This is a genomic window from Pseudomonas sp. TYF_14 (genome assembly GCF_043105275.1).
GTDB classification, from domain to species: Bacteria; Pseudomonadota; Gammaproteobacteria; order Pseudomonadales; family Pseudomonadaceae; genus Aquipseudomonas; species Aquipseudomonas alloputida.
In genome coordinates this window covers 263,605-276,974 of sequence record NZ_JBICLK010000032.1, presented here as the reverse complement: position 1 = coordinate 276,974, position 13,370 = coordinate 263,605, and the positions used below count along the sequence as shown (strand labels likewise).

The window sequence follows — 13,370 nt, the reverse complement described above, 5'->3', positions numbered from 1 at the left end:
GGTCATTCTCCTTGCGTCGCTGGGGCGGCGGCGCTCACTTCCAGCATCACGCCATGGCGCGCGGTCACCCGTACGTTCTGGCCAGTTTGCAGCGGCGTTGCGCACCGCGCTTGCCATGGCTCGCCCTGAGCCAGCACGACACCACAGAAGGGGTCGCTTGCCATCACCTGGGTGACGGTGACCAGGCTGCCGACCAGGCCGGCGTCGCCACTGACCAGCGCCCGTTGCCGGGCCTTGAGAGCCATGCCCAGCACGCCACCGATCAGGAGTGCCGAGAGCAGCGCCAAGGTGCCGATCAAGGCCAGGGGGATGCCGAAACCGGGGGCGTCGGTGTCGATCAGAATCAACGCGCCGACCACAAAGGCAACGATGCCGCCGAAGCCGACCACGCCGAAACTGGGCAAGAAGGCTTCGGCGATCATGAAGGTGATGCCAAGCAGGATCAGCGCCACCCCGGCAAAACTCACCGGCAACAGCTGCAGCGCATACAGCGCCAGCAGCAGGCAGATACCACCGACCACACCGCCCACCGCAGAACCTGGGTTCATGAATTCGAACAACAGGCCGTAAACGCCGATCATGATCAGGATCAGCGCTACGCTGGGGTTGGTGATGACCGCCAGAAACCGTGTGCGCCAGTCCGGCAGATGCTCGACCATGCTGGCGCCTGCGGTCTGCAACTGCCGTGGTTGGCCGGCCACCTGAAGCGTTTTGCCGTCGAGCTTGCGCAGCAGGTCAGGCAGGTCATCGGCCACCTGATCGATCACGTTCAGGCGCAAGGCCTCGCTGGCGGACAGGCTGACCGCCTCGCGCACTGCCTTCTCCGCCCAGTCGGCGTTGCGGCCGCGCATCTGCGCCAGGCCACGGATGTAGGCGGCGGCGTCGTTGACCTGTTTGCGTGCGAGGGTTTCATCGTCGCCGCTTTTGGCTTTGTCGTCACTGGGCGTGCCAGGCGCACCGCCGATCCGCACCGGCGTGGCAGCTCCCAGATTGGTTCCGGGCGCCATCGCCGCGACATGGCTGGCGTAGAGAATATAGGTGCCGGCGCTGGCGGCGCGGGCTCCGCTGGGGGCAACGTAGCTGGCGACCGGTACAGGGCTGGCGAGAATTGCCTTGATCATCTGGCGCATGGCGCTGTCCAGCCCGCCCGGGGTATCCATGCGGATAACCACCAGTTGCGCGCCTTGCGCCTGGGCCTGGCTGAGGCTGCGCACCAGGTAGTCGGCGCTGGCCGGGCCGATGGCGTCGTCGATGTTCAGCACCCACACCGCGCCGGGCGCTGCCTGGCCACCTGGCGTGATGCCAAGCAACAACAGCAGCAATAGCCAGCGCCAGCAGCGGGCGATCACCTGTCGTCACCTCATTTGCGCGTATTTCACAAGTTTAGCCCCGACCACCCGTACCCGGCCTAAAATTGAAAATTGGGGGGCGAAACCGGAGGTGCATCATGCGTATGGCAAAGACCCTGCAGGCCAGCCTGGACAAGGCCAACTGCGACTACGACATCATTCCCCACCCACATTCGGCCACCAGCCTGGAGTCGGCCCGTATGGCCGGCGTGCCCGCCGAACGGGTCGCCAAGGCGGTGATGGTCGATGACCGTCACGGCAACTACATCATGGCCGTGCTACCGGCCAACCGGCATCTGGACATGGACAAGGTGCGCATGTCCGGGGCCTGGCATCTGACCCGTGAAAGCGGTCTGCCGAGCCTGTTCAATGACTGCGAACGCGGTGCTGTGCCGGCCCTTGGCGATGCTTACCAGATAAAAATGCTGCTCGACCCGAGTCTTACCCGCCAAGGCGATGTCTACCTGGAGGCGGGTGACCACGATCACCTGATTCACATGAGCATGGAGCAGTACATGAAACTGGTGCCGCACGCCGAAGTGCGCGAGCTGTGCTGATGTTTTCAAACCAATGCCAGGCGGGCGTCGTGGACGGCTTGCCTGGCGCTCAGGAGGAACCATGGAAGCGCCGATCCATCCCTTTGCCGAACTGTTCAAGCAGCTGGGCTTACCCGACGATCCCACGAGTATCGATCAGTTCATCACCAGCCATTCCCCGCTGAAGAACGAAATCAAGCTGGTGGATGCGCCGTTCTGGAACGACTCTCAGCGGGCATTTCTCAAGGACAGCATCATTGAAGATTCCGATTGGGCCGTGCCCTTCGATCAACTCAACGAAGCGTTGCGCCGCCCCCGAAAATAAAGCGCCGAGCGGCACCTGACGAGTGATCGGCCGTTGCTATGCTCAGGAAAACAATAAGGGGATAGCGCGATGAAAGATCCCTACGCACCAGGTTTCTGGTGTTCCGTGACGATCCTGGGCACCCTGACGGCCAGTTACTTCTATGGCATCAGACAGACGCAACAGATGAACCAGGCCGTGCATTTCCTGTACGCCGCTGCCGCAGTCACTGTAGCGGTTGCACTGGTGGCGCTGACATGGATCGCCTGGCAGCAGCTGCGCCTGAACAAGCGCGAAGTGGTGCAGGGGCGAACGTTGCTGACCATCTGGAATACCAAGGTTGCGCTACGCCGCGTCGAGACGGTTTTCGACCGTTATTTCTGGGGCAGCTATTGGCATTCGGGGCGCACCTTCGAAGAGGTCATGGGCGAGCTCAGGGGCACTCCGCTGGAGCAGAGCCTGGATGCGCTGAAGCGCCAGTGCCGGGTGCTCGACCGCGAAATCCATGACCGCCATCACCACTGGCTGGCCAACGCTCGCGACCTGTCCAGCGTGGCCCAGGCGATGGCCCGCGAACGCTACCAGCTGGACCTCGGCGAGCCCACGCACAGCGGCCACGGCAATACGGCAGTGCTCAACCGTGACCTGGAAGTGCTGGTGTACACCTGGTCGGCGCGCTTGCGTAGCTTCGACCATCAGCTGGACGAGCTGGAGCGCGCCTACCATTGAGGCGCTTCATTCGCCGCGGATGTACTGCTCCATTTGCTTGATCAGGCTGGCCTGTTCGTCAATGGTTTCCTTGACCAGGTCGCCGATCGACAGCAGGCCGAGCAATCTGCCGTTGTCGACCACCGGCAGGTGACGCAGGTGCCGGTCGGTCATCAGGTTCATGCAGAAATCGAGCTTTTGCTTGGGCTCCACGGTGACCACCGGTGCGCTCATGATTTCGCGTACCGGCGTGGCGGCAGAAGAGCGGCCCTTGAGGACCAGCTTGCGCGCATAGTCCCGTTCACTGACGATACCCACCACCTGGCCACCCTCGACCACGGGCAGCGCACCGATGTTTTTCTCCGCCAGCAGCTTCAGGGCGTCGAGCACCGAGTCATCCGGGCCGATGGTGTACACGGTCTGGTGCTGGGACTTGGTCTTGAGGATTTGTTCGACGGTCTTCATACGGGCCTCTGCGGGGGAAAAAAGCACTGTCTCGGAGTAACTAAAGCATCCGGTACGGCGCTCTGCACGGCAATGCAGGAAACGGCATGGAGGCGATTGAAAAACGTCATGGCTGTTCGCTTGTAGCGGCCTTTTCGCGGCTAAAACCGCGAAGAGGCCGGTACTGCGCATCAAAGCTTCGGCATCTGCCCGATCCGCGCCACCATTTCGCTCACCACCTGCAAGTCCAGCATGAACTGCTCCACGGTCTTGAACTCGTTGTCGTTGTGCCCGGTGTACTTCACCTCCGGCATGGCCAGGCCAAATTGCACACCGTTGGGAAGATCGTGCACCGAAGTCGCGCCGGCCGAGGTACCGAACTCATGCTTCATACCCAGGTTCTCGGTGGCCACGGCGAGCAGGGCCTTGACCCATTCGCCTTCAGGGTTGCGGTACATCGGCTCGTCCAGGCTGAAGTCGAAGGCCACCGAGGTGTTGCTTTGCCGGGTCCATTTGCCCAGTTTGTCGGCCAGTTCGTCCTTGATCGTGGCGATCGGCTTCCCCTTGGGAATGCGCAGATTCACCGCCAGTTTCAAGCCTTTGTCATCCACCCCGACAAAAGTCAGCGAGGTGGTCAGCGGGCCCATGAACGGGTCCTTGAAGGCCACGCCGAGCTTGTTGCCCAGGTAGTCCAGGCCCCAGTTTTCGGCGGCGTAGCGGGCCGCGTCGGTAAAGTGATTGTGCTTGAGCGACACCTGCTGGCCGAGGCCATTGATGAAGTCGAGCATACGCGCCACCGGGTTGATACCGGATTCCGGCTCCGAAGAGTGTGCGGAAACACCGGTCACGGTGAGCAAGACTTGCTTGCCGTCGGCCTTGGCGTCGATGCTGAAGTCGCTTCCATGCTGCTTCACATATCTGGCACCGGCTTGCTGCAGGTGCTTGACCAGCTGTGCCGGGTTGTCAGAAATCAGGGTCGCAACCGAAGTTGTCGGGATCTGGTTGGTGGCCAGGCCACCGGTCAGGTTGACGATCTCGGCACCCTTGCCGCTGGCCGGGCGCTTGGTGAAGCTGGCCATGACCGTGCCGTAGCCTTTCTCGGCAATCACTACCGGGTAGCCGCCGTCGAGGGCCAGGTTGTAATCGGGCGTAGGGTTGCGCTCAAAGTAGTAGGGGATGGCATCACCGCTGGTTTCTTCGGTGGTGTCGATCAGCAGCTTGAACTGCCGGGCGAGCGGCAGGTTTTCGTCCTTGGCCACTTTCAGCGCGTACATCGCCACCACGATGCCGTTCTTGTCGTCCTCGGTGCCGCGGCCGTACATGCGGTCACCCACCAGGGTGACCTTGAACGGGTCCAGGCGCGTACCGTCGGCCAGCTTCCAGTTGTCCGGGTTGACCGGCACGACGTCAGCGTGGGCATGGATGCCGATCACTTCCTTCCCGCTGCCCAGCGAGATCTCGTACACCCGGTTGTCGATGTTGCGGAAGGCCAGGCCGAAGCGGTCGGCCAAGGCCTTGATCTTGTCGGCGATCTTGAGGAATTCAGGGTTTTCGTACTGCGGCGTACCCTCGACATTGAAGGTGGGGATGGCTACCAGTTCACGCAGGGTTTCGGTTGCGGCTTTGCCATACTTGATGCGGGTATACAGGCCGAGCAGGCGGTTGATCTCGTCTTGTTGCCCGGCGGCCAATGGCTTGTCGGCCAGGTAGGCGTCGACGGTTGCCTCAAGGTTGTCGGCCTTGCCCTGGTCGCTGTCTTTGAGCTTGCGGAGGAATTGCCTGAAGTCGCTTGGGTCGCTGCCGTCGAAGGCTTTGACGATAGCTGCGGACTGCTGCTGGGAGAGGTTGGCCTGGGCAGGCTGGGTGAACAGGCCGATGCTGGCCAGCAACAGGGTGGTGGCGGTGAGTTTTTTCAACTGCATGGTTGTGCGCATTCCTTCGCCAATCATTGTTATGGGTTACCCGTTCGGGAAACGGGAAGACGCCCACGCTAACACCAATGACCCGTGGTACGGGAGTACCAGAAAGGTGACATGTCGCACAAACGAAAAAGCCCCGGGCTCTGGCCCAGGGCTTTATTGATATGGCGCACTCGGCGGGATTCGAACCCACGACCCCTGCCTTCGGAGGGCAGTACTCTATCCAGCTGAGCTACGAGTGCAACGCGCACGCATGATACCCATCTGTGTCGTTGACGTCCATCGCCTTGATCTGTGGCCTTTTTCCTCTTTTTGCACAGGCGGCTTTTGCGGGCCACCGGCCGCGCAAATTTATCTATCCATATGCGATATCAATATTTCCCCCACCCTTCTTATGCCGTCTATCCTCTGGTCACAACTTGTTATAACGAGTCATCGATCAGCGAAGAGACCCCATGGCCGAACTGCTCCCCCTGTCCCCGGTACCGCTCTATACCCAGCTCAAGGAACTGCTACGCGAGCGCATCCTCGACGGTACTTATCCATCACATAGCCGCATGCCCTCGGAAAGCGAACTGGGCAAGGCCTTCGACGTCAGCCGCATCACCGTGCGCCAGGCGCTGGGCGACCTGCAAAAGGAAGGGCTGATCTTCAAGATCCACGGCAAAGGCACGTTCGTTGCCAAGCCCAAGGCGTTCCAGAACGTCAGTACCTTGCAGGGCTTGGGCGAGTCGATGACGCAGATGGGTTACGAAGTGATCAACCGCCTGCGCAGCTTTCGCCATGTGCCGGCCAACGCATTGGTTGCCGCCCGGCTGCAGGTCGAGGAGGGTAGCTTGGTCACCGAGATCCGCCGGGTGCGCCTGATCAACCGCGAGCCGGTGTCGCTGGAACTGACGTGGCTGCCCAAGGCCGTCGGCGAAAAACTGGAGAAGGCCGATCTGGTCACCCGCGACATCTTCCTGCTGTTGGAAAACGACTGCGGCATCGCTCTTGGCCACGCCGACCTGGCCATCGATGCGGTATTGGCCGACAGCGACCTGACCCAGGCCCTGGATGTTGAAGAAGGCTCGCCGATCATGCGCATCGAGCGCCTGACCCATGCTGCCGACGGCACGCCGCTGGACTTCGAACACCTTTACTACCGCGGCGATGCCTTCCAGTACCGCCTGCGCATTGATCGTCAGAAAGGGGGCAAGGCATGAGCATCCAGACCCAGGACTACGACATCATCATCATCGGTGGCGGTACGGCCGGGCCGATGGCGGCGATCAAGGCCAAGGAGCAGGACAAAAGCCTGCGCGTGCTGCTGCTGGACAAGGCCAATGTCAAGCGCAGCGGTGCCATTAGTATGGGCATGGACGGCTTGAACAACTCCATCATCCCCGGCCACGCCACCCCCGAGCAGTACACCAAGGAAATCACCGTGGCCAATGACGGCATCGTCAACCAGGCCACCGTGCATGCCTACGCAACCCACAGCTTTGAAACCATCGAGCAACTCGACCGCTGGGGCGTGAAGTTCGAGAAGGACGAGACCGGCGACTACGCGGTGAAGAAGGTTCACCACATGGGCGCGTACGTGCTGCCCATGCCCGAAGGCCACGACATCAAGAAGGTGTTGTACCGCCAGCTCAAGCGTGCCCGGGTGGAGATCAGCAACCGTCTGGTCTGCACCCGTGTGCTGCTCGATGGCGAAGGCGCCGCCGCGGGTGTGCTGGGCTTTGACTGCCGCAGCGGCGAGTTTCGGGTGGCGCGGGCCAAGGCGGTGATCCTTGCCTGCGGCGCCGCCGGGCGCCTGGGCCTGCCGTCTTCGGGCTATTTGATGGGCACCTACGAGAACCCGACGAACGCCGGTGATGGCTACGCCATGGCCTACCACGCAGGCGCCGAGCTGGCCAACCTCGAGTGCTTCCAGATCAACCCGCTGATCAAGGACTACAACGGCCCGGCCTGTGCCTACGTCACCGGCCCGCTGGGTGGGTACACCGCCAACAGCAAAGGCGAGCGCTTCATCGAGTGCGACTACTGGAGCGGCCAGATGATGTGGGAGTTCCACCAGGAGCTCGAAGGCGGCAATGGCCCGGTGTTCCTCAAACTGGACCACTTGGCCGAAGAGACCATCCAGAACATCGAAGAGATCCTGCACAGCAACGAGCGCCCCAGTCGTGGTCAGTTTCACGCCGGGCGTGGCACCGACTACCGCCAACACATGGTCGAGATGCATATCTCCGAGATCGGTTTCTGCTCCGGTCATTCGGCGTCGGGCGTGTGGGTCAATGAAAAGGCCGAGACCAGCGTCAAAGGGCTGTATGCCGCAGGCGACATGGCTGCGGTGCCGCACAACTACATGCTCGGCGCCTTTACCTATGGCTGGTTTGCCGGAGTGAACGCCGCCCATTACGTGGCCGGGCGCGAACTCGCCGAGGTCGATGCCGAGCAGGTCGAACGCGAACGGGCGCGGGTGTTTGCCCCGCTGCAGCGTGAGCATGGCCTGCCGCCAGCCCAGGTCGAGTACAAGCTCAGGCGCATGGTCAACGACTACCTGCAGCCGCCGAAGGTGACCAAGAAGATGGAAATCGGCCTGGCGCGCTTTGCCGAGATCGAGCGTGATCTGGAGCAGATGAAGGCCAACAACCCTCATGAGCTGATGCGTGCGATGGAAGTGTCGGTGATTCGCGATTGCGCCGAGATGGCGGCGCGGTCCTCGCTGTTCCGCGAGGAAAGCCGCTGGGGCCTGTACCACCACCGGGTGGACTTCCCTGAGCGCAACGATGGCGAGTGGTTCTGCCATTGCCACCTGAAAAAAGGCGAGAACGGTGAAATGACCAGCTTCAAGAAGGCTGTCGAACCCTACCTGATCGCCCTGGACGCCGATGAGCAGACCGCCTATGACCGGCTGCGAGTGAAGGCTGATGCAGCGTGAATGGGGCCATCAGCCTCTGCAAAAAACAGAACGAGGGCCACCGGCCCCAAGGACTCCGTGAAATGGCCTACCAGCCGCAAGAAATCTTCTTCCGCAGCAGCGCCCCGGTCACCATCGACGTAGACAAATGCATCGCCGAAAAAGGCTGCACCGTGTGCGTCGAGGTCTGCCCCATGGACCTGCTGGCGATCAACCCGGCTACGCAAAAGGCCTACATGGCTTTCGACGAATGCTGGTACTGCATGCCATGCGAGAAGGACTGCCCCACCGGTGCGGTGAAGGTCGACATTCCGTACCTGCTGCGCTGATTCGTCCCGCCATCCGGCGAACCACCGGACGCCCTCCTGCTGTGCCCCTCGTTTCCCACCACCCAAGCCGGGCGGCGGAGACGAAGCCAACTCTTATAACGATTCGAGGGGAAACACCCATGCGCCTTGTTGCAACCGTGGCCGGCCTCGCGCTGGCGCTCACTGGCCTGAACGCCAGCGCCGAAACCATACGCATCGCCATCGGCACCCAGGACACCACCATCAACTGCGCCACCGGTGGCCTGCTGATCCGTGAGCTGGGCCTGCTGGACAAGTACCTGCCGCACGACGGCAAGTACAAGGACGCCACCTACCAGGTCGAGTGGAAGAACTTCACCAGCGGTGCGCCGCTGACCAACGAAATGGTCGCCGGCAAGCTCGACTTCGGCGCCATGGCCGACTTCCCAGGGTCATTCAACGGCGTTGCCCATCTGGATGCCGGCAAGCGCAGCCTGTTCATCAGTGTGCTGTCGGGCAGCGTGCATGGCAGCGGCAACGGCATCGTCGTGCCCGCCGCCTCCAGCGTGCAGTCGCTGGCGGAGCTCAAGGGCAAGACCATTTCCGTGCCGTTCGCCTCCACTGCCCACGGCATGCTGTTGCGCGCCGTCGCCGCGCAGGGCTGGGACCCGCAGAAGGATGTGCGGATCATCGCCCAGGCGCCGGAAATCGCCGGCTCCGCCCTGCGCAGCAACCGCATCGAAGCCCACGCCGACTTCGTGCCGTTCGCCGAGTTATTCCCCAACCGTGGCTTCGCCCGCAAGATCTACGATGGCGCCCAGGCCAACGCACCGACCTTCCATGGTGCCTTGGTCGATGCCGACTACGCGAAGAAGTACCCGGAAGTGGTCACCGCCTACCTGCGCGCCAGCCTTGAAGCCGACCGCCTGATCGCTGCGCAGCCTGAGAAGTACAGCGAGTTGATCGAGAAGGTCACGGGTATCGAAGCCGAGGTCAATTACCTGTTCCACGGCCCGCTTGGCCTGCAGACCCGCGACCTGACCTGGAAGCCTGAATACCGCCAGGCAGTGGCTACATCCATCGATACGCTCAAGCTGCTGAAAAAGACCGACCGTGGCCTGGACACCGGCAAGTTCATCGACGACCAGTACATCCGTGCCGCCTTCAAAGAGGCAGGCCTTGACTACGACAAGGCGCTGAAAGACTACGACGTACTGCCACTCAAGGCCGATGACGCGCTGACCGGCCAACCGATCACCGACTTCAGCCGCCTGGCGCAGATCTGGGTGCGCGGTGAAGACAAGGTCCGCCACTACACTTCGCCGGAGGCCGCCCTTGGTGCCTTGGCCCAGCTGGAGCAGGAGGGCAAGGACATCCGCGCCATCTACGCCCAGGCCGCCGACAGTGGCATCAAATTGCTCGCCAACCAGGCCTGGTTCGTGCGCAACGGTAAAGGCGAACTGGCGGCATTCCTGCTCAAGGACCAGGCCGAGCAGTATGCCAAGGCCCATGGTGGCGAGGCGCTGGACTTCGTCAGCGCCAACCAGAAGCTGGTCGCCCAGCGCTGACCGGGAGGCACCGACATGACCCGCAACCTCAAGCGCTGGCCGGTGCGCCTGGCGTCGCTGCTGGCCTGCCTGCTGTTCTGGCAAGTGGCGGCAAACGTGAAAATGGACCTTGGTCTGCTGACGTTCACCTATGTCCCCACACCCAAGGCGGTGCTGGACGCTGCCTGGCAGTTGCTGACCTCCAGCACCCTGCTGGCGCACCTGGGCAGCAGCCTGGCGCGGGTATTTGCCGGTTATGCCACTGCGGCACTGGTTGGCGTGGCCCTGGGGTTGCTGATCGGCCGCTCGAAATGGGCTGAAGATACCCTGCTGCCGCCGCTGGAAGTGCTGCGGCCGATTCCGGCTGTGGCGTGGATCCCGCTGGCGATCCTGATGTTCCCGTCGTCGGAACTGTCGATGGTGTTCATCACCTTCACCGGCGCGTTGTTCCCCATCCTGCTCAACACCGTGCATGGCGTCGAGGCCGTCGACCCGCGCTTGGTGGCATCGGCGCGCAGCCTCGGTGCCGGGCGCTGGGCGATCCTGCGCGAGGTGGTATTGCCTGGAGCGTTGCCGAGCATCGTCACGGGCCTTGCCATCGGCATGGGTACGTCCTGGTTCTGCCTGGTCACTGCCGAGATGATTTCCGGGCAGTTCGGCATCGGCTACTACACCTGGGAGTCCTACACCTTGCAAAACTACCCGGACATCGTCGTCGGCATGCTGCTGATCGGCGTGCTGGGCATGGGCAGCAGCGCCCTGGTCAAGCGCCTGGGGGCGCTGGCCACGCCGTGGTACCGCACGCGGAGGGCCAGTTGATGAACCGTTATCAACAGGCGCCGGGGCGTATCGATGGTCGCGGCCTGTCGATTCGCCTGGGGCACGGCAGCGAAGCGTTCGAGGCGGTGCAGCGGCTGGACTTTGCCGTGGAGCCGGGCGAGTTCGTCTGCATCCTCGGCCCCTCCGGTTGTGGCAAGTCGACGTTGCTCGGCGCCCTGGCCGGCCACCTGGTGCCCAGCAGCGGCCAGCTGAACGTGGACGGCCAGCCCGTTGACGGGCCGTCACCGCAGCGTGGCATGGTGTTCCAGCACCACACCTTGCTGCCCTGGCGTAGCGTGCTCGACAACGTGGCCTTCGGCCTGAAGATGCAGGGCCTGGAGCGCACCGAACGTCACCGGCAGGCTCGCGAAATGCTGCAACTGGTGGGGCTGGCCGACTTTGCAGGGCGCTGGCCCAACCAGCTGTCCGGCGGTATGCAGCAGCGGGCCGAAATTGCCAGGGTGCTGATCAACCGCCCACGGCTCTTGCTGATGGACGAACCTTTCGGCGCGCTGGATGCGCAAACCCGCGCCCGTATGCAGGAGCTGTTGCTCGATATCTGGGCCAGTATCCGCACCACCGTGCTGTTCGTCACCCACGATATCGACGAAGCGCTGTTCCTCGCCGACCGCATCCTGGTGATGAGCCCGCGCCCCGGTCGCTTCATCGAAGACCTGCGCCTGGACTTTGCGCGCCCACGCCGCGCCAGCCTGCTGACCAGCCCTGAATTCACTCACCTTAAGCGTCACTGCCTGGCGTTGCTGCGCCACGAGGAAGGCCGCGAACTGCCGCGTCTGACTCCGCTGGGCCTGCCGGACTCTGACCACCCACCGCTACGGATCGCGCTATGACTGACCGAACGACCGACAACCCCGACATTCTTGCCCTGTTACCTCGCCTTGATGCCAGCGACGCTGGCGTGCGCCGCATCGCCCTGATCGAGCTGGCCGACCTGGAAGACCCGGATGGCTTGCCTTGGCTCACCGATGCCCTGCTGGCGGACGCCGCCGCCGAGGTGCGTGCCGAGGCCGCGCGCCTGCTTGAGGCCTGGGAAGAACCCGAAGTTGTGCAAGCCCTGTGCGCTGCGCTGGCCGATGCCGCCGAGCCTGTACGCCTGGCCGCTGCACAGAGCCTCAGCGAACTTAAAAGCCTTGAAGCCGGCCAGCTGATCCTGCCATGGGTCAAGCACGCCGATGCCTTCGTCCGCGCCAGTGCCCTACGTGCCTTGCGCGAGCTGCGCCTGGAGGATGCTGCCGACCCTGCGCTGCTGGCGCTGGCCGATGACGCCGCCGCCGTACGGCGTGAGGCAGTGGGCATTCTTGGCTGGCTCAAGCACCAGCCGGCGTTGCTGGCGCTGGCAGCGCTCGCCGAGACCGAGCCAGACACAGAGGTGCGCCGCGCGGCCATCGGCGCATTGGGCCTTGCCCGGGACAGCTCGGTGTTGCCTGCGTTGGTGGCGGCACTGACTGACCAGGCTTGGCAAGTGCGCGAGGAAGCCGCCACCACATTAGGCAAAGTTGGTCAGGACCAAGCAGGCCCGGCGCTGGTGGATGCCCTTGCCGATGACTTCTGGCAGGTACGCCTGCGGGCAGCGCGCTCACTGGGTCGGCTGCGCTATGCCGCTGCACTGGACGCGCTTGGCGGCTTGCTTGGCCATGGCATCGCCAACCTGCGCAAGGAGGCGGCGCTGGCGCTGGGCGAGCTGGGCCAGGCGCGTGCTTTGTCGGTGCTGCAGGCCGCCGAGGCCGACAGCGACCCCGAGGTGCGCAAGGCTGTGCGGATTGCCTTGGCGCAACTGCGCGGGGCTGCCTGATGAACGCCCCGCAAGCCATTCGCAACTTGCGCGGGCCAGGGCAACTGCTGCTGCAATGGGAAGACGGCGAGCACAGCCTCAGCCATACCCGTTTGCGGGGGGCTTGCCCTTGCTCACAATGCCGTGCGGCGCGCCTGTCCGGAGGGATCAGCCTGGTGCGCGACGATGTGCGCGTGGTGCAAATCGAGTCGCAAGGGTATGGCGTACAACTGGTGTTCAGCGATGGGCATGAGCGCGGGATCTACCCTTGGGCTTACTTGCGTGACCTGGTCAGCAAGTGAAGCTGATCCCTTCAGTTGCCGGAAGGGGTGCAGAAGCAGGACGACCGCCTAGCCAACGAACTGGCCGAGGGTAACCTGCTCTTTGGCGACACCCCGAGTGTGGGTACAGGGCGCAACTGGGCAACGTGCCACCGATTACGATGCCGATGACAACAGCATCATCGTTTCAGCACGGCATCAGGGCGTGCTGAGCTGATCGACCTCGCCAAGGCGTTCTGATTCATCCCCTCCGGGAGGGCCGTCGGTCCCCCCTTCACATTTCTTTCAGTTCATTCGTCTAACCTGTACTGGCCCTATCGCTGGCAAGCCAGCTCCCACAACACAAAAAAGTGAAATTTCCGCCAGGGTGTTCAACCTTTTGTTCTTTTTTTCGAACAGCCTATTGTCCAACACCCCAGCAGCCGCTTAGCATTCGTTTGAGATTTCAAACGCTCGATGCCCTGCCTTGGGCGCTTTTC

General features: G+C 63.0%; 14 protein-coding genes, 1 tRNA gene and 1 pseudogene. 12 read left to right on the top strand and 4 right to left on the bottom strand.

The window, feature by feature from the left end; all coding sequences use genetic code 11:
* Positions 1-2 precede the first annotated feature (2 nt).
* Positions 3-1,349, bottom strand: a complete 1,347-nt coding sequence (locus ACF8O8_RS10360; RefSeq protein ID WP_392509634.1) for a nodulation protein NfeD — start codon at positions 1,347-1,349, stop codon at positions 3-5.
* Between the two features lie 98 nt (positions 1,350-1,447).
* Here ACF8O8_RS10360 and ACF8O8_RS10355 point away from each other — a divergent pair, with 98 nt between their 5' ends.
* The 3 genes from ACF8O8_RS10355 (at position 1,448) to ACF8O8_RS10345 (ending at position 2,918) form a co-directional block, all read left to right on the top strand.
* On the top strand, positions 1,448-1,906 hold the full coding sequence (locus ACF8O8_RS10355) for an aminoacyl-tRNA deacylase (RefSeq protein WP_049588045.1): 459 nt from the start codon (positions 1,448-1,450) through the stop codon (positions 1,904-1,906).
* 61 nt (positions 1,907-1,967) lie between these two features.
* Positions 1,968-2,210 carry a DUF2789 domain-containing protein gene (locus ACF8O8_RS10350; protein ID WP_020190423.1) on the top strand — a complete coding sequence of 81 codons (243 nt, stop codon included), beginning with the start codon at positions 1,968-1,970 and terminating at the stop codon, positions 2,208-2,210.
* 69 nt (positions 2,211-2,279) lie between these two features.
* Positions 2,280-2,918, top strand: coding sequence for a hypothetical protein (locus tag ACF8O8_RS10345; RefSeq protein ID WP_003255871.1), 639 nt, complete (start codon positions 2,280-2,282; stop codon positions 2,916-2,918).
* Between the two features lie 6 nt (positions 2,919-2,924).
* Here the strand turns inward: ACF8O8_RS10345 and ACF8O8_RS10340 are convergent, their stop codons facing one another.
* The 3 genes from ACF8O8_RS10340 to ACF8O8_RS10330 form a co-directional block, all read right to left on the bottom strand.
* Entirely contained in the window at positions 2,925-3,362 is a 438-nt protein-coding gene (locus ACF8O8_RS10340) for a CBS domain-containing protein (RefSeq protein WP_010951586.1), read from the bottom strand.
* Between the two features lie 170 nt (positions 3,363-3,532).
* Complete coding sequence (locus ACF8O8_RS10335) at positions 3,533-5,263, bottom strand: dipeptidase (RefSeq protein WP_392509633.1); 1,731 nt, start codon at positions 5,261-5,263, stop codon at positions 3,533-3,535.
* Positions 5,264-5,425: 162 nt separating this feature from the next.
* A tRNA-Arg gene (locus tag ACF8O8_RS10330) sits at positions 5,426-5,502 on the bottom strand.
* A 213-nt stretch (positions 5,503-5,715) separates the two neighbouring features.
* On the opposite strand from ACF8O8_RS10330, the gene ACF8O8_RS10325 reads away from it, so the two are divergent.
* From ACF8O8_RS10325 to ACF8O8_RS10285, 9 genes and pseudogenes are all read left to right on the top strand, one after another.
* Entirely contained in the window at positions 5,716-6,465 is a 750-nt protein-coding gene (locus tag ACF8O8_RS10325; protein WP_010951588.1) for a GntR family transcriptional regulator, read from the top strand.
* Entirely contained in the window at positions 6,462-8,186 is a 1,725-nt protein-coding gene (locus ACF8O8_RS10320; protein ID WP_392509632.1) for a fumarate reductase/succinate dehydrogenase flavoprotein subunit, read from the top strand. The genes ACF8O8_RS10325 and ACF8O8_RS10320 overlap by 4 nt, the downstream gene beginning before the upstream one ends.
* A 62-nt stretch (positions 8,187-8,248) precedes the next feature.
* A complete protein-coding gene (locus ACF8O8_RS10315; RefSeq protein WP_010951590.1) occupies positions 8,249-8,494 on the top strand; it encodes a ferredoxin family protein in 246 nt (81 codons plus the stop codon).
* Between the two features lie 119 nt (positions 8,495-8,613).
* Positions 8,614-10,020: an ABC transporter substrate-binding protein gene (locus ACF8O8_RS10310; RefSeq protein ID WP_010951591.1), complete on the top strand. Its 1,407-nt coding sequence runs from the start codon at positions 8,614-8,616 to the stop codon at positions 10,018-10,020.
* Positions 10,021-10,035: 15 nt separating this feature from the next.
* Entirely contained in the window at positions 10,036-10,818 is a 783-nt protein-coding gene (locus ACF8O8_RS10305; protein WP_010951592.1) for an ABC transporter permease, read from the top strand.
* Entirely contained in the window at positions 10,818-11,669 is an 852-nt protein-coding gene (locus tag ACF8O8_RS10300; protein ID WP_350298388.1) for an ABC transporter ATP-binding protein, read from the top strand. The genes ACF8O8_RS10305 and ACF8O8_RS10300 overlap by 1 nt, the downstream gene beginning before the upstream one ends.
* The gene (locus ACF8O8_RS10295; RefSeq protein ID WP_060489670.1) at positions 11,666-12,631 is read left to right on the top strand and encodes a HEAT repeat domain-containing protein; all 966 of its coding nucleotides are present in this window, start codon (positions 11,666-11,668) and stop codon (positions 12,629-12,631) included. The genes ACF8O8_RS10300 and ACF8O8_RS10295 overlap by 4 nt, the downstream gene beginning before the upstream one ends.
* A complete protein-coding gene (locus ACF8O8_RS10290; RefSeq protein WP_010951595.1) occupies positions 12,631-12,912 on the top strand; it encodes a gamma-butyrobetaine hydroxylase-like domain-containing protein in 282 nt (93 codons plus the stop codon). Before ACF8O8_RS10295 ends, ACF8O8_RS10290 begins: the two co-directional genes overlap by 1 nt.
* A 6-nt stretch (positions 12,913-12,918) precedes the next feature.
* Positions 12,919-13,099, top strand: a pseudogene (locus ACF8O8_RS10285) (aryl-sulfate sulfotransferase); the annotation flags it as partial.
* Between the last annotated feature and the right edge of the window lie 271 nt (positions 13,100-13,370).

Coding starts and splice junctions, on each gene's coding strand:
- ACF8O8_RS10355 (WP_049588045.1), top strand. CDS start 1,448: ATGCGTATGGCAAAGACCCTGCAGGCCAGCCTGGACAAGGCCAACTGC.
- ACF8O8_RS10350 (WP_020190423.1), top strand. CDS start 1,968: ATGGAAGCGCCGATCCATCCCTTTGCCGAACTGTTCAAGCAGCTGGGC.
- ACF8O8_RS10345 (WP_003255871.1), top strand. CDS start 2,280: ATGAAAGATCCCTACGCACCAGGTTTCTGGTGTTCCGTGACGATCCTG.
- ACF8O8_RS10340 (WP_010951586.1), bottom strand. CDS start 3,362: ATGAAGACCGTCGAACAAATCCTCAAGACCAAGTCCCAGCACCAGACC.
- ACF8O8_RS10335 (WP_392509633.1), bottom strand. CDS start 5,263: ATGCAGTTGAAAAAACTCACCGCCACCACCCTGTTGCTGGCCAGCATC.
- ACF8O8_RS10325 (WP_010951588.1), top strand. CDS start 5,716: ATGGCCGAACTGCTCCCCCTGTCCCCGGTACCGCTCTATACCCAGCTC.
- ACF8O8_RS10320 (WP_392509632.1), top strand. CDS start 6,462: ATGAGCATCCAGACCCAGGACTACGACATCATCATCATCGGTGGCGGT.
- ACF8O8_RS10315 (WP_010951590.1), top strand. CDS start 8,249: ATGGCCTACCAGCCGCAAGAAATCTTCTTCCGCAGCAGCGCCCCGGTC.
- ACF8O8_RS10310 (WP_010951591.1), top strand. CDS start 8,614: ATGCGCCTTGTTGCAACCGTGGCCGGCCTCGCGCTGGCGCTCACTGGC.
- ACF8O8_RS10305 (WP_010951592.1), top strand. CDS start 10,036: ATGACCCGCAACCTCAAGCGCTGGCCGGTGCGCCTGGCGTCGCTGCTG.
- ACF8O8_RS10300 (WP_350298388.1), top strand. CDS start 10,818: ATGAACCGTTATCAACAGGCGCCGGGGCGTATCGATGGTCGCGGCCTG.
- ACF8O8_RS10295 (WP_060489670.1), top strand. CDS start 11,666: ATGACTGACCGAACGACCGACAACCCCGACATTCTTGCCCTGTTACCT.
- ACF8O8_RS10290 (WP_010951595.1), top strand. CDS start 12,631: ATGAACGCCCCGCAAGCCATTCGCAACTTGCGCGGGCCAGGGCAACTG.